We start from the raw sequence: 26699 nt of genomic DNA on the forward strand, positions 1-26699 counted from the left end.
CGGCTGGGGTGTGATGCGGGACGACTCAGTGGTGCTCGGCGAGCGCGCCCTGGATGTAGGTGCAGGTCAGCAGCACGAACACGTAAGCCTGCACGGCCTGGATGAAGAGCTCGAAGGCCGTCATGATGATCGTCATCACGAACGAGACGCCCGCGTAGGCGATGCCGATGCCGTTCAGCAGGTACCAGCTGGCGATCGTGAAGAGGAGCAGCAGCGTGTGGCCCGCGAACATGTTCGCGAAGAGCCGGACGGCGTGGGTGAAGGGGCGGACGATCAGGTTCGAGAAGAACTCGATCGTCATCGCCAGCGGCAGCACCGGGCCGAGCGACTTGTCGTAGCCCGTGACGTTCTTGAAGAAGCCGACGAAGCCGTGGCGCTTGAAGGTCAGCGAGACCCACAGGATGTAGACGATCGCGGCCATGCCCGCGGGGTAGGCGATGATCGACGTCACCGGGAACTGGGCGACCGGGATGATCGACCAGAGGTTCATCATCCAGATGAAGAAGAAGAGCGTCACGACGAGCGGGACGTACTTCTCGCCTTCCTTCTTGCCGATCGTCTCGTACACCACGCCGCGGCGGATGAAGTCGTAGCCGGCCTCGGCGACCATCTGGAGCTTGCCCGGGACAACCTTCGGCTTGTTGAAGGCGGCCCAGAAGAAGCCCACGATGATGATCGAGCCGAGCAGGGCGAGCAGCATCGGCTTGTTGAAGTACATGCCGTTGCCGTCTGCGTCGCCCCAGAGCGGCTCGAAGAGGAACGAGTGCAGGCCGGGAGCCGGGAAGCCACAACCGTCGAAGATGTGGCAGTCGGTCTCGAAGGCGAGCACCTGCGTCGGGTCAGCACTCACCGCGGGCTCCTTCATCGTGGCGCATGGGTACGGCAACCTCGTTGTGTCGGCGCGGTGCGTAACCGCTGTTCGGCACGGGACTGGTGTTACGGGTGTGGGGGCGGCTGTGGGGCATCTCGCCTCGCGATTCAGCAGGCGTCAGCCAAGATGCCCGCGCCCGCGATGCCGCAGTTGGCACCGGACGATAGCAGGACTTCACATGCCTCTTTATCCCGGCCCTACCCCTCACGACGAGTGGCCCGTCTTTTCGGGCTTTTCGCCCGTCGGATCGGGCTCGACGTAGAGGATCTTGGCCTTCATGTGCGCCCGCGTCTGCGCGGCGATCCACGCGAGCGTGACGGCGACCAGAGTGATCGCGAAGGACCGGGGGTTGAACAGCGTCGTGTTCTTGAACGCGGCGAGGAAGACGAACAGCAGCAGGATCTGCGCCGCGTAGAGCATCAGACCCATCGCCTGGAAAAGGTGCGGAAGCGATTTGGCGGTGCGCTGCAGCACGTAGAGGCCGATCCCCATGAAGAGCATCGCCACCACGGTCGCGACGACGGCTCCGACCGCGCCCTTGCCGCCGGCGACCACGGCGCTGACGACGGCGGCTACAGCGCCGACGGCAGCCGTGGGCACGGCGGCCTGAAGCAGGATCCGGACGTCATTGGACGGCATGGCGGCAACTCCGCTTTCAACACACAGGGGGCAGGGTGTCGTCATGGACGAGCGTAGCCCCGGGCCGGACGCTGTCCGCACGTTCAAGAGACCGTCGCACCACGGTCCTTGGGCTCTACCCCGGGATTACTCGTGAACCGTATCACAAACTATTTGATGAGGTCTTTACCTCTGGGTGTGCTTGCTGTCACACGTGAGAGTGACCCTGCGCGTTTGTGCAATTACTGGGGCCAATTGTCTGGTAATGGGGGCGTTTATCCCCTCGCACATTTCTCACCTCGCCCGTGTTCGGGATCCGACGGCGGTCGCGCCGTTGACGCCCGAGACACCGACGGTGACGCGGACCCGCTCCTCGTCCTCGGCCTCGTTCGCGGCCCCGGCCGCCTCCTGGGCAGCCTCGGTGGCGGCGGCCGCCCGGCGCCGCCGGTAGCGCGGCGGCACGAAGGCCTCGGCCCAGCGGGGGGCGCGCGGGGTGAAGCGCGGCAGCAGGAGCAGGACCAGGCCGATCGCGCTGAGGAAGACGACGCCCAGCACGATCCACATCGACGCCGCGTTCACCGAGTAGGCGAGCGCGCCGAACGCGATCAGCGCGGAGAAGAAGTACATGATCAGCACCGCGCGGCTGTGCGAGTGCCCGATCTCCAGCAGCCGGTGGTGCAGGTGCCCGCGGTCCGCGGCGAACGGGGACTGGCCGCGCCAGGTGCGGCGCACGATCGCCAGGATCAGGTCGGCGGCCGGGATGGCGATGATGGTCAGCGGCATCAGCAGCGGGATGTAGACCGGCACCATCTGGTGCACGGTGTTGCGCTCGGAGCCGCCGAAGAGGCTGTCCGGGTCGACCTGGCCGGTGATGGAGATCGCGCTCGCCGCCAGCACCAGGCCGATCAGCATCGAGCCCGAGTCGCCCATGAAGATCCGCGCGGGATGGATGTTGTGCGGCAGGAAGCCCAGGCACATGCCCATCAGGATGGCCGCGAACAGCGAGGCGGGCGCCGCCGCCTCGATGCCGTACGAGTACCAGATCCGGTAGGCGTACATGAAGAACGCCGCCGCCGCGATGCACACCACGCCGGCCGCGAGACCGTCCAGGCCGTCCACGAAGTTGACCGCGTTGATGGTCACCACGACCAGCGCCACCGTCAGCAGCGTGCCCTGCCACTGGGTGAGGGCCACGGTGCCCACGGTCGGGATGGGCAGCCACAGGATCGTCAGTCCCTGCACCACCATCACGCCGGCGGCGATCATCTGGCTGCCCAGCTTGATCAGCGCGTCGATCTCGAACTTGTCGTCCAGGACACCGATCAGCCAGATCAGCGCGGCGCCGGAGAGCAGCGCCCGCGGTTCGTTGGACTGCTCGAAGACCTGGTGCAGGTTGGTCAGGTGGTCGGCGACCAGCAGGCCCGCGCACAGGCCGAAGAACATGGCGATCCCGCCGAGCCGCGGAGTGGGTTCCCGGTGCACGTCCCGGGCCCGGATCTCGGGCATCGCACCCGCCACGATCGCGAACTTGCGTACCGGCCCGGTGAGCAGATACGTCACCGCGGCCGTGACGCAGAGCGTCAGCAGGTATTCACGCACGGGCTTCCCCACAGGTCTCGCTGGCCATTCCCGGCCTCACAGCCTAGCCATGCAGGCATATGGATGAGGACTTCCGGGTAGCGACGATGGTTGCACGTGCGGCTGTGCAGCGGTGTCCGCGTCCGTGTCCGCCCACCCCGTCCCGGTCCGGACACCGGTGGCGGCTCAGTCCGGATACGGCGGGAATTGCGTGACCAGGTCGCGTACGTCGTCCCGTGCCGCGGCGGGCTCGGTGTCGCCCCTGAGCACCCCGGCCAGCAGCGTGGCCACCGCCCGCATCTCCCGCTCCCCCATGCCCTGCGTGGTCACCGCCGCGGTGCCCAGGCGCAGCCCGCGGGCGTCGCCGTGCGGCAGCGGGCAGCAGTCCAGGACGATCCCGGCCGCCGCCAGCCGCCCCCGTGCGGCCTTCCCGTCGACGCCGAGCGGGGTGGGGTCGACGGTGAGCAGATGGGTGTCCGTACCGCCGGTGGTGACGACCAGGCCCTCGGCGGCCAAGTGGTCCGCGAGCGCCCGGGCGTTGGCGACCACCTGGTGGGCGTAGGCGGCGAAGGCGGGGGTCGCCGCCTCCCCGAAGGCGACGGCCTTGGCGGCGATGGTGTGCATCTGGGCCCCACCCTGGGTGAACGGGAAGACGGCCCGGTCGACCCGCTCGGCGAGTTCGCTTCCGCACAGGAGCAAGCCGCCGCGGGGGCCGCGCAGCACCTTGTGCGTGGTGGCGCACACGATGTCCGCGTACGGCACCGGGCTGGGCGCCGCTCCCCCGGCGACCAGCCCGATCGGGTGGGCGGCGTCCGCGACGAGGTAGGCGCCCACCTCGTCGGCGACGGCGCGGAAGGCGGCGTAGTCGGGGTTGCGGGGGTAGGCGATGGACCCGCAGACGATCGCCTTGGGGCGGTGGGTGCGGGCCAGGGTGCGCACCTGGTCGTAGTCGATCAGGCCGGTCTCCGCGTCCACGCCGTAGCCGACGAAGTCGAACCAGCGGCCGGAGAAGTTCCCCGGCGCGCCGTGGGTGAGGTGGCCGCCGTAGGGCAGGCCCAGGGCGAGGACCGTGTCGCCGGGGCGCAGCAGCGCGGCGTAGGCGGCCAGCACGGCGGAGGAGCCGGAGTGCGGCTGCACGTTGGCGTGGTCGGCGCCGAACAGCGCCTGGGCCCGCTGCGCGGCCAGGCGCTCGGCGACGTCGACGATCTCGCAGCCGCCGTGGTGGCGGGCGCCCGGGTAGCCCTCGGCGTACTTGTTGGCCAGCGGTGAGCCGAGGGCGGCCAGCACGGCGGGGGACGTGAAGTTCTCGGCGGCGATCAGCTGGAGGGTCGTCGACTGCCGACGGCCTTCGGCGAACAGGATCTCGGCCAGCTCGGGATCCTGGCGCAGCAGGACGCCGAGCGAGCTGTCATCGGCCTCGATGATGTCGTGGGTGACCGACATGGTGCGCTCCGGGCGTGCGTCGACGGTGACGTACGACCAATGTAGGCCCGCGGGCCCCACCCCGCCTCACGCCCGCGCGGGAACCCCGTCAGCGCCGTCACCACGGGACCCCGGCTCTCACGCGCCCCTCGCACCACCCGGCCCTCGGGGCCTCCCCGGCGTCGGGACGCTGCGTCGGACTCCGTCCGCCGGCTCACCGGCCCGGAATGTCGCCCCACCCCGCCTCACGCCCGCGCGGGAACCCCCGTCAGCGCCGTCACCACGGGGTCCAGGGCCTGGTGTATCTCGTCGCCGATCGAGCGGAAGAAGGTCAGCGGGGCGCCGTAGGGGTCGTACACCTCGTCCGCCTCGACCGTGGGCGCGAGGAGCCATCCGCGCAGCGCGGCGGCCGCGCGGACCAGGGCCCGGGCGCGGGTGACGACGCCGTCCTCCAGGGGCGGGAGCGTCGCCGGGTCGATGGCGTTCACCAGGCGGGTGAACTCCTTCAGGGTGAACGTGCGCAGGCCCGCCGAGTGGCCCATGGAGATCACCTGGGCCCGGTGGTCCCGGGTCGCGGTGAGCACCAGGTCGGCGCGGATCACGTGCTCGTCGAGCAGCTCGCGGCCGGTGAAGCCGGCCGGGTCGGCGCCGAAGTCCGTGAGGACCGTCTCGGCGTTCGCCTCCATGGGGGCGCCCTCGTGGCCCCAGGTGCCCGCGCTCTCCACGATCAGACCGCCGCCCAGCACGCCGAGCCGCTCCTGCACCGCGTGCCGGGTCAGCCGCTCGGTGATGGGCGAGCGGCAGACGTTCCCGGTGCTGACGTGGAGGATGCGGAAGCTGTCGCGCGGGAGGCCGACGAACGTGGTGGTGATCTCCGCCGCGCGTTCCCCGGCGCCTATGCCACGCCCCGTCTCAGGGGCCGTCAATTCGCCACCTCGAGGTCGGGTACTACCTTCCGCAGCTCCTCCGCCGACAGGGCGCCCGCGCGCAGCAGCACGGGCACCTCGCGGGTGACGTCGACGATGGACGACGGGACGATGCCGGGGGTGGGGCCGCCGTCGAGGTAGACGGAGACGGAGTCGCCGAGCATCTGCTGGGCGGCGTCGCAGTCCTCGGGCGACGGGTGGCCGGTCAGGTTGGCGGAGGAGACGGCCATCGGGCCGACCTCGGTCAGCAGCTCGATGGCGACCGGGTGCAGCGGCATCCGCACCGCGACCGTGCCGCGGGTCTCGCCCAGGTCCCACTGCAGCGACGGCTGGTGCTTGGCGACCAGCGTCAGCGCGCCCGGCCAGAAGGCGTCGACCAGCTCCCAGGCCAGCTCGGAGAAGTCGGTGACCAGGCCGTGCAGGGTGTTCGGCGAGCCGATGAGGACCGGGGAGGGCATGGTGCGCCCGCGCCCCTTGGCCTCCAGCAGGTCACCGACGGCCTCCGGAGCGAAGGCGTCGGCGCCGATGCCGTACACGGTGTCCGTGGGCAGCACCACCAGCTCGCCACGGCGGACGGCGGACGCGGCCTCGCGCAGACCGGTCACTCGGTCGGTCGAGTCGTTGGTGTCGTATCGCCGTGCCATTTAGCGGGCCTCCTCGTACACGTACTGCGGGATCTGCGGGATCGAAGTCGGCGGGACGGGGTCGCTCACGGCAGTGCCTTGCGGGCGGTGGCGAACCTGGGCCGGTTGTTGAGGTCGGGGTGGTCGGCCGCGTCGGCCCAGCCCCGCTCCTCGGTGAAGATCCACGGCACCTGGCCGCCCTGGGTGTCGGCGTGCTCGACGACGACCACGCCGCCGGGGCGCAGCAGGCGGTGCGCGGTGCGCTCCAGGCCGCGGATCAGGTCGAGGCCGTCCTCGCCGGAGAACAGGGCCAGCTCGGGATCGTGGTCGCGGGCCTCGGGGGCGACGTACTCCCACTCGGTGAGCGGGATGTACGGCGGGTTGGAGACCACCAGGTCGACCTGTCCGTCGAGGTCCGGGAAGGCGGTCAGGGCGTCGCCCTGGCGCAGGTCGACCCTGGACCCGGCCATGTTCTTGCGGGTCCACTTGAGGGCGTCCTCGGACAGCTCCACGGCGTGCACGCGCGAGCGCGGCACCTCCTGGGCGAGCGCCAGCGCGATGGCTCCCGAGCCGGTGCACAGGTCGACGATGCAGGGCTCGACGACGTCCATGGCGCGCACCGCGTCTATGGCCCAGCCGACGACCGACTCGGTCTCGGGGCGGGGCACGAAGACGCCGGGGCCGACCTGGAGCTCCAGGTAGCGGAAGTAGGCGCGGCCGGTGATGTGCTGGAGCGGCTCGCGCGCCTCGCGGCGGGCGACGACTTCCCAGTACCGGGCGTCGAAGTCCGCGTCCGGCACGGTGTGCAGCTCGCTCCGCTTGACGCCGTGCAGGTGCGCGGCGAGCTCCTCCGCGTCGGTGCGCGGCGAGGGCACGCCGGCGTCGGCCAGCCGCTGGGTGGCCTGGGCCACCTCCGCGAGCAGCAGGTTCACGCTGGTCCTCCGGGGCTGAGCTGGTCGTCCGGTACGGGGTGCGGGTACGGCTGGGGGCCGGGGCCTACGCGGCGGCGAGCTTGGCCGCCGAGTCCGCGTCGACGCAGGCCTGGATCACCGAGTCGAGGTCGCCGTCCAGGACCTGGTCCAGGTTGTACGCCTTGAAGCCGACACGGTGGTCCGAGATGCGGTTCTCCGGGAAGTTGTAGGTGCGGATCTTCTCGGAGCGGTCCACGGTGCGGACCTGGCTGCGCCGGGCGTCCGCGGCCTCCTTCTCCGCCTCCTCCTGCGCCGCCGCGAGCAGCCTGGAGCGCAGGATACGCATCGCCTGCTCCTTGTTCTGCAGCTGGCTCTTCTCGTTCTGGCAGGAGGCGACGACTCCGGTCGGGATGTGCGTGATGCGCACGGCGGAGTCGGTGGTGTTGACGGACTGGCCACCGGGCCCGGAGGACCGGTAGACGTCGATGCGCAGGTCGTTGGGGTTGATCTCGACGTCGATCTCCTCGGCCTCGGGGGTCACCAGGACACCCGCCGCGGAGGTGTGGATGCGGCCCTGGGACTCGGTGGCCGGCACCCGCTGCACGCGGTGCACGCCGCCCTCGTACTTCAGCCGGGCCCAGACGCCCTGGCCGGGCTCGGTGGCGCCCTGGCCGCCCTTGGTCTTCACGGCGACCTGGACGTCCTTGTAGCCGCCCAGCTCGGACTCGGTGGAGTCGATGATCTCGGTCTTCCAGCCGACCCGCTCGGCGTAGCGCAGGTACATGCGCAGCAGGTCGCCGGCGAAGAGCGCCGACTCGTCGCCGCCCGCGCCCGCCTTGATCTCGAGGATCACGTCCTTGTCGTCGCTGGGGTCGCGCGGGACGAGCAGCAGGCGCAGCTTCTCGGTCAGCTCCTCGCGCTGCTTGTCCAGCTCCTTGACCTCGGCGGCGAAGTCCGGGTCGTCGGCGGCCAGCTCACGGGCGGTCTCGATGTCGTCGCCGGTCTGCTTCCAGGAGCGGAACGTGGCGACGATCGGGGTCAGCTCGGCGTACCGCTTGTTCAGCTTGCGCGCGTTCGCCTGGTCGGCGAAGACCGACGGGTCGGCGAGCTTCTTCTCCAGGTCGGCGTGCTCGGCGACGAGTTCCTCGACGGCCTCGAACATCTTGGGCTCCTGCTTACTGCTCGGGAAGGGGAAGGCGGGCGACCAAAAACGCCGGTCCCGGCGCTCCCCGGGGAGGGGATGCGGCCGTGGACCGGCGGTTGGGGGCTCGCTACTTCTTGGAGCCGGCGGCAGCCTTGCCGAAGCGGGCCTCGAAGCGGGCCACGCGGCCACCGGTGTCGAGGATCTTCTGCTTGCCCGTGTAGAACGGGTGGCACTCGGAGCAGACCTCGGCCCGGATGGTGCCGGACTCGATGGTGCTGCGGGTGGTGAACGACGCGCCACAGGTGCAGCTGACCTGCGTCTCGACGTACTCGGGGTGGATGTCGCGCTTCAAGGTGTCTCCTACGGTTCTCGGAGGGCGCCGGGTCGCCGCCGCGGGATGCGGGGGCGTGAACCGGGGCCGACGAACCAGTCTGCCAGGACTGGCGCCATCCCCCAAAACCGGGGGGCGGCGGGATCTATTCCCCGGCGTTGACGACGCCCTTGGCCTCACCGGTGGCCGTGCCCTCGGTGGCCGACTGCGGGATCGGGCGGTCGTTCTTGAGGGCCGTCCAGACCTGGTCGGCCTTGGTCTTCTCCAGGAGCACCCGGTTGGGGTCCGCGGGGTCGTAGACCACCGGCATGGTGACCATGTGCATCTTGTCCGGGCCGATGCCCTTCAGGCTGCTCGCGAAGGACATCAGGGAGTTCACCGAGCCCAGGTCGGAGTCGGTGGTCACGGTCTTGGTGGCGGTGTCGGCGATGTCGTACAGCTTCTTGGGGTTGCCGAGCAGCCCGACGTCCTTGACCTGGTCGACCAGGGCCTTGACGAAGGCCTGCTGGAGCTGGATGCGGCCGAGGTCGGAGCCGTCGCCGACGCCGTGCCGGGTGCGGACCAGGCCGAGGGCCTGCTCGCCGTCGAGACGGTGGGTGCCGGCCGTGAGGTCGAGGTGGCTGTCGGGGTCCTTGATGTCCTCGGTGGTGGTGACCTGGACGCCGCCGAGGTCGTCGATGAGGTTCTGGAAGCCGCTGAAGTCGACCTCCAGGTAGTGGTCCATGCGCAGTCCGCTGATCGACTCGACGGTCTTCACGGCGCAGGCGGCACCGCCGGTGGAGTAGGCGGAGTTGAACATCACGCCGTCGGCGGCGGGGTGCTCGCCGCCGTCCGTGTCGGTGCATTCGGGGCGGTCGACGAGGGTGTCGCGCGGGATGGAGACCACGCTGGCCTGCTTGTGGCCCTTGTGGACGTGCACGATCATCGCCGTGTCGGAGCGTGCGGTGCCGTCGTCGGTGCCGCCGCCGAGCTTCTTGTTGCCGCCGGAACGGGTGTCGGAGCCGAGGACCAGGATGTTCTCGGAGCCGTTGTCGGTCTTCGCGGGCCGGTCGGCGCCGAGCGCCGCGTCGATGTCGACGCTCGTGAGGTTGCCGTTGAGCTTGAAGTACAGGACTCCGGCTCCGGTGCCGCCCAGGACCACGATGCCCGCGGCGCTCCAGGCCGCGACGAGCAGGGCCTTGCGCCGCTTGGCCATGGGCTTGCGGCGGCGGCCCTTGCCCCGGCGGCCGTGGCCGGGGGTGCGGGACTGGCCGGGGCCGGGTATCGCGGGATCCGGCGTGCTCTGGGCGGACATGGGCTCCTCGGTGTTCGTCCGGTCGGTTACCCCCTGCGCTCAGGGTCGGGTCGGTCGGCTCCGGCGGTCGGCGCCGGTTCCTCACCATGGTCCCTCCGTAGCTCAGACGGCGGAACTCGGGACAGGGTTGCACAACTGTCTGTGGCGACTCGGTGGGGAAACGGTGACGGAGCGTGTTCGACGCCGTCGGGCTCGCCGCGCTGACCTGGGCTTCCGCGGGCCCGGCCGCTGACCCGCCGACCCACCGGCCGGGCCGCCGCTTGTGGCGAAGGTCGCAAGCCCGGGGCCGGTGGACGCTGCAAGGTCGCAGGCCCGGGGGCCGGTGGACGCTGCGAAGGTCGCAGGCCCGGGAGGGCCCGGTGGGCGGCGGGCGGTGCGGGGGCCGACGTCCCGCGTCCGGGCCCTGAGAAGCCATCCGCGTCCTGAAACGCCAGAGGTCCCGCCCCGTCACCGTGTGACGAAGCGGGACCTCTGAGTACCTCTGAGTGCGATCCGGAGGACCGGCGGTGGCTCAGTCGCCGTTGCCGGGCGTCGGGGTCGTCTTCTGGATCTGCATCAGGAACTCGACGTTCGACTTGGTCTGCTTCATCTTGTCGAGCAGCAGCTCGATCGCCTGCTGCTGGTCGAGGGCGTGCAGCACCCGGCGCAGCTTCCAGGTGACGGCCAGCTCCTCGTTGCCGAGCAGGATCTCCTCCTTGCGGGTGCCGGACGCGTCGACGTCCACCGCGGGGAAGATGCGCTTGTCGGCGAGCTTCCGGTCGAGCTTCAGCTCGGCGTTGCCGGTGCCCTTGAACTCCTCGAAGATGACCTCGTCCATGCGGGACCCGGTGTCCACCAGGGCGGTGGCGAGGATGGTCAGCGAACCGCCGTCCTCGATGTTGCGGGCCGCACCGAAGAAGCGCTTCGGCGGGTACAGGGCGGTCGAGTCGACACCACCGGACAGGATGCGGCCGGAGGCCGGGGCGGCGAGGTTGTACGCACGGCCCAGACGCGTGATCGAGTCGAGCAGCACGACGACGTCGTGACCCAGCTCCACCAGGCGCTTGGCGCGCTCGATGGCCAGCTCGGCGACCGTGGTGTGGTCCTCAGCCGGGCGGTCGAAGGTCGAGGAGATGACCTCGCCCTTCACCGACCGCTGCATGTCGGTGACCTCTTCCGGACGCTCGTCGACCAGGACGACCATCAGGTGGCACTCGGGGTTGTTGTGCGTGATCGCGTTGGCGATCGCCTGCATGATCATGGTCTTGCCGGTCTTCGGCGGGGCCACGATCAGACCGCGCTGGCCCTTACCGATCGGCGCGACCAGGTCGATGATGCGGGTGGTGAGGACGCCCGGGTCCGTCTCCAGGCGGAGGCGGTCCTGCGGGTACAGCGGGGTGAGCTTGTTGAACTCCGGGCGGCCGCGGCCGTGTTCGGGCGCCATGCCGTTGACGGAGTCCAAGCGCACCAGCGCGTTGAACTTCTCGCGGCGCTCGCCCTCCTTGGGCTGGCGCACGGCACCGGTGAGGTGGTCGCCCTTGCGCAGGCCGTTCTTGCGGACCTGGGCGAGGGAGACGTACACGTCGTTGGGGCCGGGCAGGTAGCCGGAGGTCCGGATGAACGCGTAGTTGTCGAGGATGTCGAGGATGCCGGCGACCGGGATGAGGACGTCGTCCTCGTTGATCTGCGGCTCCTGGATCTCGTCGCGTCCGCGACGGCCCCGGCGGTCCCGGTAACGGCCCCGGCGGCCGCGACGGCCGCCCGCGTCGTCGTCGTAACCGTCGTCGTGCTGCTGACGGTCCTGACGGCCGCCGCCCTGCTGCTGGCGGTCCTGGCGTCCGCCGCCCTGGTTCTGCTGGTCGTCGCCCTTGTTGCGCCGGTCGCGGCCGCCGCGGTCACCGCGGTCGCCCCGGTCACGGCGGTCGCGACGGCGGCCCTCGCCGCCCTCGCCGTCGGAACGGGCGTCGCCCTGGCCCTGCTGGTGGCCCTGCGTCTGCTGCTGGCCCGACGTGTCGGCCTTCGACTCGGCGCGGGTCTCCACGGCCACCGTCTCGGTGCCGGCGGAGGGGCTGCCCGCGTCGGCGGTGGCCCGGCGGCGGCGGCGCTCGACGGGGGCGTCATCGGCGGGGGCGGACTGCTCGGCCGAGGCGTTGACCTTGGGGGACGGCTGACCGGGGATCTCGATCTGCTGCTGGGCGGCGGCCTTCTCGGCGTCCGCCTTGTCCACCTTCTTCTCGGCCTTGCCGGCCTTCTCCGCCTTCTCGGCGGGTGCCTCGTCGCCCGTACGGGTCCGGGAGGTGCTGCGGCGCTTCGGCTTGGTCTCGCCGGCGGTGTCCGCGGCGGGCGCGGCCTTGGCGGGGGCACCCCCCGCGGCCTGCGCCTCCTTGATGACCTCGATCAGCTGGCTCTTGCGCATACGCGCGGTGCCCCTGATGCCGAGGCCGGATGCGACCTGCTGCAGCTCGGCCAGCACCATGCCCTCGAGGCCGGTACCGCGGCGCCGCCGGGAGCCGGCACCGGTGGCAGGCGCGGAGGCGTCCGTGGCGGGCGCGGCAGCGGTCTCCTCGACACGTGCGCCCATCAGATCGGTGGTGTCGCTCACGAAGGGTCCTTCCCTGGAGCGGACGTCGGCCTGTCTGGCTCGGCGACCGGTTGTGCTGTCCGGCTTCGGTCCTTGCTGTGCGAACCGTGCCGGGGCGGTGGTCCGCCTGAACGGCGGAAGAGATATCTGGTGATGGCGCTTCCCCTAGCCGTGGCACCCGGTGTCTGTGTCATGCGGCGTGGTCGCACCGGTTCCGAAACTCCCCCAGCGGGGGTAACCCCCACCGGTGGGCCGCTCAGTGCCCGTGTCGGCCGTACTGATCACGTACGACATCCACTGCACAATGCGGCTTGGGGGGCTCCCGGAAGAATGTCTGTCCCGGACGGGGACACGAGGCACCTCGCCATGGTGGGGTCGGGTGCAGACTTGAGATTAACACTACCGGATCCAACAAACATTCCCCCTCTCGAAATCCGGCAACCGTCCGCGTCAGGTGTCACTGGCGGTCGCCAGGGGCAGGACACTCGCGCCCTGCTGGTCCAGGCCGAGCCGGTTGGCCGCCCAGTCCGTTCCGGCCAGCGCCTCGACCTTGTCGGCCGTGCCGGCGTCGGCCAGTGCCATCACCGTGGGTCCGGCACCCGAGATCACCGCGGGGATGCCGTCGCCGCGCAGCCGCTCCACCAGCGCCGCGCTCTCCGGCATGGCCGGGGCGCGGTACTCCTGGTGCAGGCGGTCCTCGGTGGCCGGCAGCAGCAGCTCGGGGCGCCGGGTGAGGGCCTCGACGAGCAGTGCGGCGCGGCCGGCGTTGGCGGCGGCGTCGACGTGCGGGACGCTGCGCGGGAGCAGACCGCGGGCGGTCTGGGTCAGTACCGGCTTCCCGGGCACGAAAACCACCGGAACGATGGAATCGGAGGGCTCCATCCTGATCGCCCGGGCGGCGCCGGACTCCATCCAGGACAGGGTGAAACCGCCCAGCAGACAGGCCGCCACGTTGTCCGGGTGGCCCTCGATCTCGGTGGCGAGGTCGAGCAGCGCGGCGTCGTCGAGGCGGGCCTCGCCGCCTATGGTCACCGCACGCGCGGCAACGATGCCGGCGCAGATGGCGGCGGAGGAGGAACCGAGGCCGCGGCCGTGCGGGATGCGGTTGGCGCAGACGATCTCCAGGCCGCGCGGCTGCCCGCCGAGCAGGTCGAAGGCGGTGCGCAGGGAGCGGACGAGGAGGTGCTTCTCGTCCCGCGGGAGGGTCTCGCTGCCCTCGCCCGCGATGTCGATGTGCAGCCCGGAGTCGGCCACCCGGACGACCACGTCGTCGTAGAGACCCAGCGCGAGGCCGAGGGCGTCGAAGCCCGGACCGAGATTGGCGCTGGTGGCGGGGACGCGCACCCTGACGGCGGCGGCGCGGAACGCTGGACCGGCCATCGCTCGATGACTCTCCTTGAGCTGCGGGACTGTCGAATGACATTCGATGACGTACGGGACCCTGGGGCTCGCCGCTCCCTGTCGAACGGCCGGCCCGTACCGACCGCGGAGACAGCGCGGCACCGCGGCATATGCGGCAGGCGGGTTAGGTACAGCCTATCGAAGGAAGGTTCTGTGGCGACATAGGGCGCACAGGAGGCGCACGATGCGTGTCGTAAGCCCCCTGTGCACCCCCTGCAAGTGACTTTCCCGGCTGGGCGTCGCTTACGCCCTCTTACGCCGGGCACCTTCCACGGGTGCGGCGCTCAGCGGCGCCCGCCAGCGGTCAGACCAGGCCGAGCCGCTCGGCCGCCGTCGCCGCGTCGACCGGGACGGTGACCGGCTGCGGGGCGCCGGCGACGGCCCAGTCCGGGTCCTTCAGACCGTTGCCGGTGACGGTGCACACGATGCGCTGCCCCGGGTCGACCCTGCCCTGCTCGGCGGCCTTCAGCAGACCGGCCACCGACGCGGCGGACGCGGGCTCCACGAAGACGCCCTCCTGGGAGGCCAACAGCCGGTAGGCGCGCAGGATCTCACGGTCCGTCACCTCGTCGATGGCGCCGCCCGACTCGTCCCGCGCGGCGAGCGCGAAGTCCCACGAGGCGGGGTTGCCGATCCGGATGGCGGTGGCGATGGTCGACGGGTCCTTGACGACCTCGCCGCGCACGATCGGGGCGGAGCCGGAGGCCTGGAACCCCCACATGCGGGGCCGCTTCGTGCTGACCTTGTCGGCGGCGTACTCCTGGTACCCCTTCCAGTACGCGGTGATGTTGCCCGCGTTGCCCACCGGGAGGACGTGTATGTCGGGCGCGTCGCCGAGCATGTCCACGATCTCGAAGGCGGCCGTCTTCTGCCCCTCGATACGCACCGGGTTGACCGAATTGACCAGCGCCACCGGGTAGTTGTCGCTGAGCGCGCGGGCCAGGGTGAGGCAGTCGTCGAAGTTGCCGTCGACCTGGAGGATCTTGGCGCCGTGCACGAGGGCCTGGCCCATCTTGCCGAGCGCGATCTTGCCCTGCGGCACGAGCACCGCGGAGACCATGCCGGCGCGCACGCCGTACGCGGCGGCGGAGGCGGAGGTGTTGCCGGTGGACGCGCAGATGACAGCCTGCGCACCCTCCTCCTTCGCCTTGCTGATGGCCATGGTCATGCCGCGGTCCTTGAAGGACCCGGTCGGGTTCGCCCCCTCGACCTTGAGGTGGACCTCGCAGCCCGTGCGCTCGGAGAGCACCTGCGCGGGCACGAGCGGGGTGCCGCCCTCACGGAGCGTCACGACGGGCGTGCTGTCGGAGACGGGCAGCCGGTCCCGGTACTCCTCGATGATTCCGCGCCACTGGTGGGTCATTGCTGGTTACTCTCCTTCAACCCGCATGATGCTGGCGACACCCCGCACGGTGTCGAGCTTGCGCAGCGCCTCGACCGTACCGCCGAGGGCGGCGTCGGACGCGCGGTGGGTGACGACGACGAGGGAGGCCTCGCCGTCCTTGCCGGACTGCCGCACGGTGTCGATGGAGACACCGTGCTCCGCGAACACGGTCGCCACCTGGGCGAGCACGCCCGGTTTGTCGGCCACGTCGAGGCTGATGTGGTAGCGCGTGACGACGTCGCCCATCGGGGAGACGGGCAGCGCGGCGTACGCGGACTCACCTGGTCCGGTCGCTCCGCCGATCCGGTTGCGGCAGACGGCGACGAGGTCGCCGAGCACGGCGGACGCGGTCGGCGAGCCGCCGGCGCCGGGCCCGTAGAACATGAGCTGTCCGGCGGCCTCGGACTCCACGAAGACGGCGTTGTACGCCTCGCGCACGTTGGCCAGCGGGTGGCTGAGCGGGATCATCGCGGGATGCACCCGTGCGGTGACCGATCCCCCGTCCGCCGCCCGCTCGCAGATGGCGAGCAGCTTGATGGTGCAGCCCATCTCCTTCGCGGAGGCGAAGTCGGCGGCGGTCACCTCGGTCATGCCCTCGCGGTAGACGTCGTCGAGGCGCACGCGCGTGTGGAAGGCGATCCCGGCGAGGATGGCGGCCTTGGCGGCGGCGTCGAAGCCCTCGACGTCGGCGGTCGGGTCGGCCTCGGCGTACCCGAGGGCGGTGGCCTCGTCGAGCGCCTCCTGGTACCCGGCGCCCGTGGTGTCCATCGCGTCGAGGATGAAGTTGGTCGTCCCGTTGACGATGCCGAGCACCCGGTTGACCTTGTCGCCGGCCAGCGACTCGCGCAGCGGCCGGATCAGCGGGATGGCACCGGCGACGGCGGCCTCGTAGTACAGGTCCTTGCTGTGCTCGTCCGCGGCGGCGTGCAGGGCGGCACCGTCCTGGGCGATGAGCGCCTTGTTGGCGGAGACCACGGAGGCGCCGTGTGCGAAGGCGGTGGTGATGAGCGTACGGGCGGGCTCGATCCCCCCGATCACCTCCACCACGACGTCGATGTCCCCGCGCTTGACGAGCGCGGTGGCGTCGGTGGTGACGAGGGCCGGGTCGATGCCCTCGCGCACCTTGTCGGGCCGCCGTACGGCCACGCCCGCCAGCTCCACCGGGGCCCCGATCCGGGCGGCGAGGTCGGCGGCGTGCGTCGTCATGATGCGCGCCACCTCTGAGCCGACCACTCCACAGCCCAGCAGCGCCACCTTCAGCGGACGCGTACGCATCATCCGACCTCGTTTCCTCTTACCGTCTACGGTTGGACCAGTCTCACGCACCGGACGGGATTTTCTGCCTTTCGTCCGGATCGTGAGACGTTTATTTCATTTTCGGACGGGGTGCAGGCCGAAAGATCTTCGCCCGCACCCGCTCCTCCCCCCTGCGACGTCACCCGACGTCGAGACGCAGCAGATCCTCCTCGGTCTCCCGCCGCACGATGACCCGCGCCGCGCCGTCCCGCACCGAGACGACGGGCGGACGCAGCACGTGGTTGTAGTTGCTGGCCATCGAGCGGCAGTACGCCCCCGTCGCCGGTACGGCGATCAGGTCACCGGGTGCCAGGTCCCCCGGCAGGAACGCGTCCTTCACCACGATGTCCCCGCTCTCGCAATGCTTGCCGACGACCCGCACGAGCATCGGCTCGGCGTCCGAGGTGCGGGAGGCGAGGGCGACGCTGTACTCGGCGTCGTAGAGCGCGGTGCGGATGTTGTCCGACATCCCGCCGTCCACGGAGACGTACGTCCGCAGCCCGTCGAGCGGCTTGACGGTGCCGACCTCGTAGAGCGTGAAGGCGGTGGGCCCGACGATGGCCCGCCCGGGCTCGACGGAGATGCGGGGGGTGGCGAGCCGGGCGGCCTCGCACTCCCGCGTCACGATCTCGGTCAGCGCCTTGGCGATCTCGTGCGGCTCGCGGGGATCGTCGTCACTGGTGTACGCGATCCCGAGCCCGCCCCCGAGATCGATCTCGGGCAGCTCGACCCCGTGCTCGTCCCGGATGTCCTTGAGCAGCCCCACCACCCGGTGCGCGGCGACCTCGAACCCCGACATGTCGAAGATCTGGGACCCGATGTGCGAGTGGATCCCGATGACCTCCAGCCCGTCGAGCTGCAGCGCGCGCCGCACGGCCTCGGCGGCCTGCCCGCCGGCCAGCGGGATGCCGAACTTCTGGTCCTCGTGGGCGGTGGCGATGAACTCGTGGGTGTGCGCCTCGACCCCGACGGTGATCCGGATCTGCACCCGCTGCCGCTTGCCCAGCGACTGTGCGATGTGCGCGACCCGCACGATCTCCTGGAAGGAGTCGAGCACGATCCGCCCCACTCCGGCCCGGACGGCCCGCTCGATCTCCTCCGGCGACTTGTTGTTGCCGTGGAAGGCGATCCGCTCGGCGGGCATCCCGGCGGAGAGGGCGGTCGCCAGCTCCCCACCGGAGCACACGTCGAGGTTGAGCCCCTCCTCGTCCAGCCACCGCACGACGGCGCGCGACAGGAAGGCCTTCCCGGCGTAGAAGACGTCGGCGTCCGTACCGAAGGCAGTGCGCCAGGCCCGCGCCCGGTCCCGGAAGTCGGCCTCGTCGAGGATGTAGGCGGGGGTGCCGTACTCCTCGGCGAGCTGCGTGACGGTGATCCCGCCGACGGTGACCACACCGTCCGCGTCCCGTCCGACGGTGTGCGCCCAGACCTTGGGGTCGAGGGCGTTCAGGTCCTCGGCCGGGGCGGCGTAGTGCCCCTCGGGCAGGACATCGGCGTGCCGGGGCCCGGCGGGGTGTGCGGAACGGCTCATGGCGTCTTCTGCGCTCTCTCAGAGGTGGTCGGGTGCGTCGATGCCGAGCAGGGCCAGGCCGCCGGCCAGCACCGTCCCGACGGCTTCGGCGAGGGCCAGCCGGGCACGGTGGGCGGCCGAGGGTTTCTCCCCGCCGCGCGGCAGCACGGTGGGCAGGAACGGCAGCGCGGCGTCGGCGACGGTGACGAGATGCCGGGCGAGCCGGTCGGGAGCGCGGTGGTCCGCGGCGGCGGCGAGGACACGGGGGTGGTCGGCGAGGGCGGCGAGGAGTTCCGGCGCCGCGTCTGCGAGGGGGGTGGTGACGGTCGGGGTACCGGAGCCGCTGCCGGTGACGGGGCCGGGTTCGGCCATGAAGCCGAGGTCGGCGGCGTTGCGCGTGGCGGCGCGGGCGCGGGCGTGGGCGTACCGCACCCGGAAGAGGGGGTTGCTCTCCCGCTGGACGAGGTGCTGGTCACCGACCCGGGGCCGGTCGTGGGCCGCGGGGTGGAGCAGGGCCCAGCGCCCGGCGTCCCGCCCGAGGGCGAGTACACCGGCGGGCGCGGGGACGGGCCGGACGTTGACGGGCAGCTCGGCGGGAGCGCGCCCGACGGCGTCGACGACGACCCCGAGGACGGAGGTCCAGGCGGGCTCGAACCCTTCAGTGCTCACACGGACGAGGGCCCCCTGGGAACGCAGGAGCCGGGCCGCGACCTCGGCGACGACGACGGCACGCAGCTCGTGCGGGCAGTGCAGCTGCACGACGCGCCGGTCGGGGCGGTCGGGGCGGTCGGGGCGGTCGGCGTACCCGTACCGGTCACCGCGGCGCAGGATCTCGCGGACGAGTCCGACATCGGAGGCACCCCGGTCGAGACAGATGTTGAGAAACCCCGGCCCGGTGAGGACGACGTCCGTGATCCCGTCGGCCCCCAGGAGGTGAGGCCGCAGCACCTCGGCGACCTTCAGCGGCGGCTGCCCGGCCGGCCGGGCGAGCTGGAGGGCGATGCTGGTGGCGTAGTCCCCGCACCCTCCGGGCCCCGGCGGCGCGACCACGGCCCGCTCCGGCACGGACACGCTCAGCTCCCCCGCGTCGACGGCGCGACGCACCGCGTGCAGCACGGTGCGGGAGAGCTCTACGGGTGTCACGGGACAAGCGTATGGGAGGAGGGGGGTGGGTAGGCGAACCGTTTCGCGACAGTCCCGGGATATGGACGAGCGCCGGGGCCGCGAGGTCAAGCCGACGCGGACCGAAACCCACCCCGGACACCTCCCCCTCCCCTCCCCTCACGCCTGAGCGGACGCCTCACTCTCCCCGGCGAGCCCCCGAACCCGCGGCAGCGAGGGCCCGCCCTTGACGCCGGCCCCGCTGATCTTCCGCTCGACCAACTGCCGTACGAGCCCGACCAGCTCTGCGGGCTCGAAGGGCTTGGACAGAAACGCGTCGGCGCCCGCGGCGAACCCGGCGTCGACCTCGTACTGCGTACAAGCACTGACGATCGCGATCGGCAGGTCCCGGGTCCGCGGATCGGCACGCAGCCGGGCGGCGGTCCTGAGCCCGTCCAGCCGGGGCATGACCACGTCCAGTGTCACGGCGTCGGGCCGCACCCGGTGGACGACTTCCAGACACTCGACACCATCGCCCGCGGTCACCACCTCGAAGCCCTCCAGCTCGAGGTTGACCCTGATCAGCTGCCGGATGACCTTGTTGTCGTCCACAACAAGAATCCGGCCGGACGCCCTAGGCACAACTCGAGAGTAGGTCCGGACCGGCCACCGCGTCCGGGTTTTCCCCACTTCCACCCCTCCCGGGGGACCCGACCTCGCACGAGCACCACCCCACGACCCGCGAAAACCCGTTCATGACCACCCCGGGCGAGCTGGTAGTGTTCTACCCGTCGCCGCGAGCAACACCGCCCGCGACGAACACGCCCCCGTAGCTCAGGGGATAGAGCAACGGCCTCCGGAGCCGTGTGCGCAGGTTCGAATCCTGCCGGGGGCACCTTGTAGTAGGTGCCCAAAGACCCCGCCATCAGCGGTAACGCTGAAGTCGGGGTCTTCGCGTGTATGCGGGCGGATGCCGCCGGAAGCAGGCGTTTGCCAGTGATCACGTAATGACGACGTAATGATCTTGGGCGTCGTTCGCGCAGGTGGGGCGCCGTTTCCGGACTGCTCACGTGGACGCGAAGAAGGCCCCGGAGCGCGTCCGCCCCAGGGCCTCCGAGCGAGGCGTGTACGCCTCTCACGGCATGCCGTCGTCCTCCCCCAGCCCTTGCATGATCCGGTCGTTCATCTCCGCCTCCTGGCCGTCGATGCACTTGGCGTAGATCTTGAGGAGCACGTCCACCGAGTGCCCGGCCCGCGCTGCCACCTCCGGTGCGGGGACGCCGGAGTTGAGCCACTGGGAGACGCCGGCGTGCCGGAGGTCGTAGGGGCGGGCCGCCATCACGGAGTCGACCTGATGCGGCAGGAGAGCCAGTTCCCGCGCTTGCTTCCACACGCGGGAGTACGAGGACGCGGCGATGACGTTGCCCCGCTCGCTGGAGAACAGCCGGCCGTCGTCCGCCGTGCCGAACTCCTTGACGTGGTCGAGGAGCAGGCGGACGAGTGGGGGCGGGATGGGGACCGTCCGTACTTCGCCCGCTTCCCGTTGCTTGAGGCCCCGGCGGTCGTGCGCCTCCCCGGAGTCCGTCCACGCCTTGCCACCCGTGGGCCGCGTCTCCGCCAGTTCGATACGGCCCCACCCCTTCTCGGGAAGCGTGCAGTCCGACCGGCGCAGGCCGAGCGCTTCACCGGGCCGCATGGCCGCGTAGTACAGGCATCCGAAGAACGCCCGCAGTCGTCGACCGCTCGCCCGGTCGTAGCCGCCGACGTAGGTCAGCGCGGTCAGCAGCTCCCGTGCCTGCCGGGGGTTGACCACCACCCGCCGGTCGACTTCCTGCACGGCCCGTTTCCCCCGCTTCCTGCGCACCTGGGAGAGCGGGTTGGCGTTCAGGGCGCCCAGTTCGACCGCGTACTGCAACACGTTGAAGACCACCGCCCGACGACGCCGGTAGGTCTGTGTCGCGGCCGGCTTGTCGTCGAGGCGACGGGTCAGGGCGTCCACCAGGTCCTGGGCGCGGCTCCCTTCCGACAGTTCGGCCACCGGGAGGGACGCCTTGGACAGCCACGTCAGTGCGGCGGCGATCTCCTTGGGACGCTCCCTCTCCCGGCGAGGAGGAGGCAGCAGGTACGACCGTGCCGCGCGGCGCAGGACCGTGGGCGCCGGCCGTCCGCGCGCAGCCTTGACGGGGACCGCCAGGACGGTGGAGAGCGCATCGGTCATGCTGTCGCGCTGCTTCGCCGACGCCTCCGCCCACCGGGCATCCACGTACTTCACCGCCAGCTCTACGAAGCTGAGCGCGACCTTGCCGCCCCGGAGGGAGTCGGGCAGTCCGGTCACGGTGTCGAAGGCTTCGCCCTTGTCGGCGGCGCGCAGGAGCTTGGCGCGGAAGCGGTCGGCGAGAGCCTTGGTCCTGTGCGACTCGTGGAAGGGCTCACCGTCGACCGACCAGCGCACGAGGTGAGTCGGCTTCTTGGCGGACCGGTTGACGCTCAGCTTCCAGATGACGACCTTGTACGACTTCACCGGACACCACCGCCCGTGTCCTCCGCGCGCTCCTCCACCCACGCGTCGAGCGCGTCGCGCCGGACCCGGAGTTCACCGTTCGGAAGCCGGATGCAGGCAGGGGCGAGGTGGAGTTCACGCCAGCGGTAGAAGGTGCGGCGGGAGACGCCGCCCAGTTCCTCCAGCACTTGGCGCACGGTGAGCAGCTCAATGCCGGTCCGGTCACGCGCCAAGGGGAACACCGTCCTCCCGTACCGAGGCCGCGAGGAGGGCGGCTTCCGGGGAGTAACCGCGTCCGGCGTACCGCCCCTGGCCGACGTAGGCCACGGGATGGTCCTCCAGGCCCAAGGCGGCGCGCTGCTCCTGGGCGCGGTGCTCGGCGCGGGCGCGGCGGAGTTCGCCGAGGGTGGTCGAGTAGCGGCGGGACTTGGTGGAGAAGTGGCCGCCATAGCCGAGCATGTGCGCCCAGCGGCGCAGGCCGAGGCCCGCGAAGGCGGGGAGGCCGCCGAGCCACCAGCACGTACCGATCATGCGCAGCACGTGCGCCCGCACCGGCAGGAGGACCATTTCCCGGGCCGACCGGATACGTCCGTCGACCGCGCCGGCCGTCTCGGCGCCCTTGGTGGCGTACTTGGCGATGTACCCGGCCACCGCGCCCGGCGCAGGCCGCTCCCCTGCAGGTGAGGCGGCGACCGGGCGTACGTCGACCTGAGTGCCGAAGCGCAGCACGCGCGCCCCGACGACCGTCGAGCCAGGCGCCTGCAAACGGACCCGTGCGACGGCCGCGGGGACGGCATCGGCGAGCAGGGCGGCGCTTGCCCAGGAGGGCGGTGCGAGTCCGGCCCGTCCGGGCCGTCGAGGCGGACCACGGCATGGAAGTGGACCAGGCCGCGCCGCTGGTACTCGGCGACCTTCGCGTACGAGAGCCGGGCAACGTCCGCCAGCTCGGTACGGGACAGCCCGGCCTTGCGGGCGATCTCCCGCCGCAGCTCGATGCCGAAGCGGTGCCAGAGCAGGCCGGCGCAGGACTGCCAGAGCACGGCCCCGCCGTAGTCGTAGCAGCGGGGGCAGAGGGGTTCGCCGAGGCGGGGGTCGTCCGGCGCGTGCCGCTCGGAGCAGCCGAGGGGTACGCCGTGCGGGCAGTTCTTCGCATCCCGGCGGGGGCGGCACGGGCGTACGCGGCCCGACTGCTCCCGGCGGGTGTGGACCGGCCCGAAGCCGGGAGCGGTGAGGGTGGCGAACACTCGGGGGTGCTCGCTCACCGTCTCTGGTACCGCCTTGCCGCCGACGAGGCCGGCGCGTACGAGTTGGTAGGTGTCCGCCTGGTACACGCGGGAGCAGGCGGGGCAGGCCGAGGCACGGCGGTTGCCGCAGGCGGTCAGCAGACGCCTGCCGTTCGGGTCGGAGCCGTCGACATCGGTCAGGGCTTCCCCCGTCGCCGTATCGACCAGGACGGCGGAGCCGACGAGGTGGACCGGGTTGGTGCAGCCGCCGAGGCGGATGACGGTACGGCGCCAGTCGGGGAAGTCGGGCCGGGCCGCACGGTCCAGCAGCGCGGCCACGGCGGGCGGGAGCGGCGGCGGCACGTTCATCGGCGCCCTCCGTTCCCGGGGCCGAAGGCGTACCCCATGACGGCGGCGATGGTCTCCGGTCGGGTTTTGGCGCTGAACCGGTACGTCGGGTCCGTCAGCCAGACCGCTGCGGCGTGGCCGGGGCAGAGGCGGCGTTCGGTGTTGTCGAGGGCGACCAGGACGACCTGTTCGTGGCCGGCGCAGGTGGCCGGGTGGTCGTCGGGCGCCCGGAGGTCGCAGTCCGGCGCGTGGGATTTGCGCGGACGGTGGGCGGTGGACACAGTGTGAGTGCTCCTTTCACTGCTCATGTGGCGGAGGGTGTGGGCTCCTGGCGGGGTCGGGTTTGGCGACTTCGCGCCCCGTCGGGAGCCCGTGGAACGGGTGGTCACTGCCGGTCCTCGGGCGGAACGCTGATGACCAGGTACGAGATGGGGCCGAACTCACGGCGGGCGTCGAAATAGCCCATGCCGAGGTCGGCGACCGGGACGCCGAGCGCCGAGGCAGCGGACTCCACCCCGGTCCGGCGGGCGTCGGAGTCGTCCGCGTCGACCAGGACGGCGAAGGACGGGCGGCGCGGCACGAGGACGGTCGGGTTGGCAGTCAGGAAGTCGGTCAGCTCCCGCAGGCCGACCAGGAAGGCGGCACGGTCACCGGAGCGGACGGTGTAGTCGGACACGGACGGATGCCTTTCGTTCGGGTCGTTCGTCGGGGCACGTCGCGGCGCGGTGTGGAGGGCTCAGAAGCGCATCTGTCCGAGCAGGCCGTTCACCCCGGAGAGCAGGAGCGCCAGCGGCGCGGCGACGGTGCGGGAGAGCAGGAAGCCGAAGGCGCCGCAGAGCAGCACGTCCAGCCAGCGCAGGTAGCGGATGCGCAGGAGGAACCAGATCGCGAGGCCGAGCAGCAGTACGGCCGAGGTCGTGACCAGCACGGTGACTCCTTGTCAGGCCAGGGCGGTGGACAGTTCGGGCAGTGCGGGGGTCAGGTGCGCGTGGGCGGTGGCGATGGCTTCGGCCTCCGTCTCGGTGACCAGGTGGGACCGGCCGCGCTCCCAGCCGTCACCGGAGGCGAGCACGGCGGTGCCGGCCTGTTCGGGGGTGATGGCTTGAGCGGCCTTGAGGGCGTCCGGATTGAGGTCACCGAGGGTCATTTCCGCAGTGCCGGGGTCGGCGACGCGGTGGCAGACCCGGCCGCCGAGTTGGGCTCGGAGCGCGGTGACGCCTGGCCCCAGGTCGGAGCCGACGCGCTGCCCGGCGACGACGAGGAAGACGCCAAGGGCCGCGCCGAGCTGGGCGAGCCGGATCAGGGCAGTGCCGGCCGCATGGGCTTCGTCCTTCTCGTGGCGTCCGGCGACGAGGAAGAGTTCCGCGATCTCGTCCACGATGACGACGACCGGGACCGGCCGTTCCTTCTCGGCGAGGCCCCATATGTTGCGGACTCCGGCGGTGCGGCAGACCGTCATCCGGTCGAGGGTGAGGTCCACCAGCGCGGACAGCAGCCGTACCGCCTGTGCCCGGTCGGTCGCGAGGGCGGAGAGGCGGGGGCCGTAGAGGGACAGTTCCATGCCGCCCTTGCAGTCGATCCCGACGAGGGCGACCGGTTGCGGGGCGAGTCCGGCGACGAGAGCGTGGATCAGCGTGGACTTGCCGGAGCGCGTGGCGCCGACGATCAGCCAGTGCGGGATGCGGCGCAGGTCGATGACCCAGGACGCCCCGGTTTCCAGCGTCCCGACGACGACCCGCAGCAGCCGCCCCGGCCCCCGGGAACGGGGCACCCGAGGTGCGGCGAGCGGATCGGCATACAGGGCGGCGATCCGTACGACGCCGGGCCGTAGGGAGGTGACGCGGACCGCGTGAACCTGCCAGTCCTCCGCCATAGCGGGGGCCGCCTTCACGAAGTCGTCGGGCAGCTGTCCCGGCAGCAGCCGCGCCACGAGTTCGAAGCCGGCCGCCGTGGGCCGGATGAAACCGTGCCGGGGGACGCGCGGTTGGGGCGGCGGAGCGCCGTTCCCGACGAGCCCGGACACCACGGTCAGCGCCGGGCGACGGCTCACGGCGAGCCCACACCCGGCCATCAGCGCCCGCCAGGTACGGGCGACGCGGAAGGCGGACGCCGGGTAACCGAGTAACAGCCACCAGGCCGCCGGAGACCTCCGGCGCAGCGCCGGGCCCACGATCAGCAGGCCCGACGCGACGACGGCGGCGACCACGAAGACCCGCCCCGGCCAGGTAGATCCGGCCGACGGGTCGGAGGACGCCAGGATCATCACTGCCCGGCCCCCTTTGCGGCGGAAGCCGCGTGGAGGGGACGGATCTCGGCGGCGCGGTAGGCGATGCCGTGCCGTCCCTCGTTCTCCCAGGGAACGGCGACCAGGTCCCGCACGGTGACGGGGGTGCCGACCTGCACGCCGGACGGCTCACCGGGGACGCTCACGTTCACCACGTCCGCCGAGGTGCCGGCCATCAGGCACAGGCCCACCTGGTACAGCGTCTTGCCAGTGTCGCGGTCGACCCGCACCTGACCGGACTCACGGTTCACGAGCCGCGGAGCCGGGGGCACGGCGCAGATGATCCCCGTGTACTTCGCGGTGTCGATCGGAAGGGTTGCCACAGTTCTGGACTCCTCACATCTGGATGACGAGCAGCCGCAGGCGGCCCTACGGACTGCTAGACCACCCGTAGTACGGGTGGCGTGGGTCCAGATTGGCGACCCGTAGTACGGGTTGTCAACCGGGTTGGGGATGGGAGAAGCTGTCCACGATCGTGGGCAGGGCGTTCACGACAACGCACACGCCACAGAAGCCGAGGCCACGGAGGACAGGGCATGCCGCCGAAGAACACGCAGCCGAAGTACCGGCAGATTGCCGACTACCTGCGCGAAGGCATCCTTGACGGCACCTTCCCCGCCGGCCAGCCGCTCCCGTCGGAGGAGGCGTTGGCCAAGCAGTTCGGTGTGACACGCCCCACAGTCCGTCAGGGACTCACCGAGCTACGGGCATCCGGCCTGGTCGAGGCCATCATGGGCCGGGGCACGTTCGCCCGCTCCCCCCACAACCGCCCCAGCTTCACCTACCCGCGCGGCGTCCGCCGCTCGCCCGACGGTCAGTACACCAAGGCCGACGGCATCCGCTGGAACGACGCCGAGGAGCCCACGGCAACCCGCACTGACGCCCCGCTCGCGCTCGCCGACCTGCTGCGCATCCCGCCGGGGGAGCCACTGTTCACGTACGACGCGTTGCAGACCGCGGACCAAGGCCGCCTACGCCAACTACACCGCACCTACGTGCCGTTCTCGGTACTCCTCGGCACCAAGTACGAGGAGACGCCCCCGCCGCCAGCTCCGCAGCTCTACAACGCTCTGGCCGAGCTGGGCCACGAGCTGCACTTCACGGAGTACGTCCGCACACGCATGCCCCTGCCGGACCAGGCCCAGGCGCTCCGGCTTGCCGACGGGGTGCCCCTGCTGCATGTTCTGCGCGTGACGCTCACCGCCGCCGACAAGCCGCTTGCTCTGGAGGAGTTCCACCTTCCGGGGCATAACTTGGAGCTTGCGTTCCGGCTGTAACGGCAGCCCCCAGCCCCAGGAGCAGCGCTGCGGTTCAGACTTTCTCTACTCCATCAAGGCGGCTCGCTTCGCTCCCCGCGCGCGGCACGGACGCCGG

25 protein-coding genes, 1 tRNA gene and 1 pseudogene are annotated in these 26699 nt (G+C 71.3%); 2 read left to right on the forward strand and 25 right to left on the reverse strand.

Annotated elements, in window-relative coordinates:
* Positions 1–25 precede the first annotated feature (25 nt).
* From atpB to K7854_RS05235, 17 genes are all read right to left on the reverse strand, one after another.
* The gene (gene atpB, locus K7854_RS05155) at positions 26–865 is read right to left on the reverse strand and encodes a F0F1 ATP synthase subunit A (protein WP_226025146.1); all 840 of its coding nucleotides are present in this window, start codon (positions 863–865) and stop codon (positions 26–28) included.
* A gap of 210 nt (positions 866–1075) precedes the next feature.
* Positions 1076–1510 carry a Cg1360 family ATP-synthase-associated protein gene (locus K7854_RS05160; RefSeq protein ID WP_226025147.1) on the reverse strand — a complete coding sequence of 145 codons (435 nt, stop codon included), beginning with the start codon at positions 1508–1510 and terminating at the stop codon, positions 1076–1078.
* A 273-nt stretch (positions 1511–1783) separates the two neighbouring features.
* A complete protein-coding gene (locus K7854_RS05165) occupies positions 1784–3088 on the reverse strand; it encodes an MraY family glycosyltransferase (RefSeq protein WP_226025148.1) in 1305 nt (434 codons plus the stop codon).
* A 165-nt stretch (positions 3089–3253) separates the two neighbouring features.
* A complete protein-coding gene (gene glyA, locus K7854_RS05170) occupies positions 3254–4510 on the reverse strand; it encodes a serine hydroxymethyltransferase (protein WP_226025149.1) in 1257 nt (418 codons plus the stop codon).
* Positions 4511–4734: 224 nt separating this feature from the next.
* Positions 4735–5415, reverse strand: coding sequence for an arsenate reductase/protein-tyrosine-phosphatase family protein (locus K7854_RS05175; RefSeq protein ID WP_226025150.1), 681 nt, complete (start codon positions 5413–5415; stop codon positions 4735–4737).
* Positions 5412–6059, reverse strand: coding sequence for an L-threonylcarbamoyladenylate synthase (locus K7854_RS05180; RefSeq protein WP_226025151.1), 648 nt, complete (start codon positions 6057–6059; stop codon positions 5412–5414). The genes K7854_RS05175 and K7854_RS05180 overlap by 4 nt, the downstream gene beginning before the upstream one ends.
* 65 nt (positions 6060–6124) lie before the next feature.
* The gene (gene prmC / locus K7854_RS05185) at positions 6125–6970 is read right to left on the reverse strand and encodes a peptide chain release factor N(5)-glutamine methyltransferase (protein WP_226025152.1); all 846 of its coding nucleotides are present in this window, start codon (positions 6968–6970) and stop codon (positions 6125–6127) included.
* 64 nt (positions 6971–7034) lie between these two features.
* A complete protein-coding gene (gene prfA / locus K7854_RS05190) occupies positions 7035–8111 on the reverse strand; it encodes a peptide chain release factor 1 (protein WP_030402743.1) in 1077 nt (358 codons plus the stop codon).
* Between the two features lie 109 nt (positions 8112–8220).
* Positions 8221–8445, reverse strand: a complete 225-nt coding sequence (rpmE, locus tag K7854_RS05195) for a 50S ribosomal protein L31 (protein ID WP_019326867.1) — start codon at positions 8443–8445, stop codon at positions 8221–8223.
* Between the two features lie 124 nt (positions 8446–8569).
* Positions 8570–9718 (reverse strand): LCP family protein, encoded by a 1149-nt coding sequence (locus K7854_RS05200; protein WP_226025153.1) that lies wholly within the window; start codon positions 9716–9718, stop codon positions 8570–8572.
* Between the two features lie 511 nt (positions 9719–10229).
* Positions 10230–12299 carry a transcription termination factor Rho gene (gene rho / locus K7854_RS05205; protein ID WP_226025154.1) on the reverse strand — a complete coding sequence of 690 codons (2070 nt, stop codon included), beginning with the start codon at positions 12297–12299 and terminating at the stop codon, positions 10230–10232.
* A gap of 429 nt (positions 12300–12728) precedes the next feature.
* A complete protein-coding gene (gene thrB / locus K7854_RS05210) occupies positions 12729–13658 on the reverse strand; it encodes a homoserine kinase (RefSeq protein WP_226025155.1) in 930 nt (309 codons plus the stop codon).
* A gap of 325 nt (positions 13659–13983) precedes the next feature.
* Complete coding sequence (gene thrC, locus K7854_RS05215; RefSeq protein WP_226025156.1) at positions 13984–15042, reverse strand: threonine synthase; 1059 nt, start codon at positions 15040–15042, stop codon at positions 13984–13986.
* A 6-nt stretch (positions 15043–15048) separates the two neighbouring features.
* Positions 15049–16341 carry a homoserine dehydrogenase gene (locus tag K7854_RS05220; RefSeq protein WP_226025157.1) on the reverse strand — a complete coding sequence of 431 codons (1293 nt, stop codon included), beginning with the start codon at positions 16339–16341 and terminating at the stop codon, positions 15049–15051.
* Positions 16342–16498: 157 nt separating this feature from the next.
* Positions 16499–17890: a diaminopimelate decarboxylase gene (gene lysA, locus K7854_RS05225; protein ID WP_226025158.1), complete on the reverse strand. Its 1392-nt coding sequence runs from the start codon at positions 17888–17890 to the stop codon at positions 16499–16501.
* An 18-nt stretch (positions 17891–17908) separates the two neighbouring features.
* On the reverse strand, positions 17909–19012 hold the full coding sequence (gene nrtL, locus K7854_RS05230; protein WP_226025159.1) for an ArgS-related anticodon-binding protein NrtL: 1104 nt from the start codon (positions 19010–19012) through the stop codon (positions 17909–17911).
* A 138-nt stretch (positions 19013–19150) separates the two neighbouring features.
* The gene (locus K7854_RS05235; protein ID WP_226025160.1) at positions 19151–19612 is read right to left on the reverse strand and encodes a response regulator; all 462 of its coding nucleotides are present in this window, start codon (positions 19610–19612) and stop codon (positions 19151–19153) included.
* Between the two features lie 181 nt (positions 19613–19793).
* Between K7854_RS05235 and K7854_RS05240 the strand changes: the two genes are divergently transcribed.
* Positions 19794–19865 (forward strand) — tRNA-Arg (locus K7854_RS05240).
* A 240-nt stretch (positions 19866–20105) separates the two neighbouring features.
* Here K7854_RS05240 and K7854_RS05245 read toward each other — a convergent pair.
* From K7854_RS05245 to K7854_RS05280, 8 genes and pseudogenes are all read right to left on the reverse strand, one after another.
* Positions 20106–21491 carry a tyrosine-type recombinase/integrase gene (locus K7854_RS05245; protein ID WP_226025161.1) on the reverse strand — a complete coding sequence of 462 codons (1386 nt, stop codon included), beginning with the start codon at positions 21489–21491 and terminating at the stop codon, positions 20106–20108.
* On the reverse strand, positions 21488–21703 hold the full coding sequence (locus tag K7854_RS05250) for a helix-turn-helix transcriptional regulator (RefSeq protein ID WP_226025162.1): 216 nt from the start codon (positions 21701–21703) through the stop codon (positions 21488–21490). The genes K7854_RS05245 and K7854_RS05250 overlap by 4 nt, the downstream gene beginning before the upstream one ends.
* A pseudogene (locus K7854_RS05255) lies at positions 21693–23062 on the reverse strand (replication initiator). The gene K7854_RS05250 and the pseudogene K7854_RS05255 overlap by 11 nt, the downstream one beginning before the upstream one ends.
* Positions 23059–23322 (reverse strand): hypothetical protein, encoded by a 264-nt coding sequence (locus tag K7854_RS05260; RefSeq protein ID WP_226025163.1) that lies wholly within the window; start codon positions 23320–23322, stop codon positions 23059–23061. Before K7854_RS05260 ends, K7854_RS05255 begins: the two are co-directional and overlap by 4 nt.
* Before the next feature lie 104 nt (positions 23323–23426).
* A complete protein-coding gene (locus tag K7854_RS05265) occupies positions 23427–23717 on the reverse strand; it encodes a hypothetical protein (protein ID WP_226025164.1) in 291 nt (96 codons plus the stop codon).
* A 60-nt stretch (positions 23718–23777) separates the two neighbouring features.
* Positions 23778–23969, reverse strand: coding sequence for a hypothetical protein (locus K7854_RS05270; protein WP_226025165.1), 192 nt, complete (start codon positions 23967–23969; stop codon positions 23778–23780).
* Between the two features lie 12 nt (positions 23970–23981).
* Positions 23982–25304, reverse strand: a complete 1323-nt coding sequence (locus K7854_RS05275; RefSeq protein WP_226025166.1) for an FtsK/SpoIIIE domain-containing protein — start codon at positions 25302–25304, stop codon at positions 23982–23984.
* Positions 25304–25648, reverse strand: coding sequence for an SCO3933 family regulatory protein (locus tag K7854_RS05280; RefSeq protein WP_215165647.1), 345 nt, complete (start codon positions 25646–25648; stop codon positions 25304–25306). The genes K7854_RS05275 and K7854_RS05280 overlap by 1 nt, the downstream gene beginning before the upstream one ends.
* Before the next feature lie 213 nt (positions 25649–25861).
* Here K7854_RS05280 and K7854_RS05285 point away from each other — a divergent pair, with 213 nt between their 5' ends.
* Positions 25862–26602, forward strand: coding sequence for a GntR family transcriptional regulator (locus K7854_RS05285; protein ID WP_226025167.1), 741 nt, complete (start codon positions 25862–25864; stop codon positions 26600–26602).
* Positions 26603–26699: the final 97 nt, after the last annotated feature.

The sequence above is a fragment of the Streptomyces hyderabadensis genome (genome assembly GCF_020404845.1).
GTDB lineage: Bacteria > Actinomycetota > Actinomycetes > Streptomycetales > Streptomycetaceae > Streptomyces > Streptomyces hyderabadensis.

Coding starts and splice junctions, on each gene's coding strand:
- atpB (WP_226025146.1), bottom strand. CDS start 865: ATGAAGGAGCCCGCGGTGAGTGCTGACCCGACGCAGGTGCTCGCCTTC.
- K7854_RS05160 (WP_226025147.1), bottom strand. CDS start 1,510: ATGCCGTCCAATGACGTCCGGATCCTGCTTCAGGCCGCCGTGCCCACG.
- glyA (WP_226025149.1), bottom strand. CDS start 4,510: ATGTCGGTCACCCACGACATCATCGAGGCCGATGACAGCTCGCTCGGC.
- K7854_RS05180 (WP_226025151.1), bottom strand. CDS start 6,059: ATGGCACGGCGATACGACACCAACGACTCGACCGACCGAGTGACCGGT.
- prfA (WP_030402743.1), bottom strand. CDS start 8,111: ATGTTCGAGGCCGTCGAGGAACTCGTCGCCGAGCACGCCGACCTGGAG.
- K7854_RS05200 (WP_226025153.1), bottom strand. CDS start 9,718: ATGTCCGCCCAGAGCACGCCGGATCCCGCGATACCCGGCCCCGGCCAG.
- thrB (WP_226025155.1), bottom strand. CDS start 13,658: ATGGCCGGTCCAGCGTTCCGCGCCGCCGCCGTCAGGGTGCGCGTCCCC.
- thrC (WP_226025156.1), bottom strand. CDS start 15,042: ATGACCCACCAGTGGCGCGGAATCATCGAGGAGTACCGGGACCGGCTG.
- K7854_RS05220 (WP_226025157.1), bottom strand. CDS start 16,341: ATGATGCGTACGCGTCCGCTGAAGGTGGCGCTGCTGGGCTGTGGAGTG.
- lysA (WP_226025158.1), bottom strand. CDS start 17,890: ATGAGCCGTTCCGCACACCCCGCCGGGCCCCGGCACGCCGATGTCCTG.
- K7854_RS05275 (WP_226025166.1), bottom strand. CDS start 25,304: ATGATCCTGGCGTCCTCCGACCCGTCGGCCGGATCTACCTGGCCGGGG.
- K7854_RS05285 (WP_226025167.1), top strand. CDS start 25,862: ATGCCGCCGAAGAACACGCAGCCGAAGTACCGGCAGATTGCCGACTAC.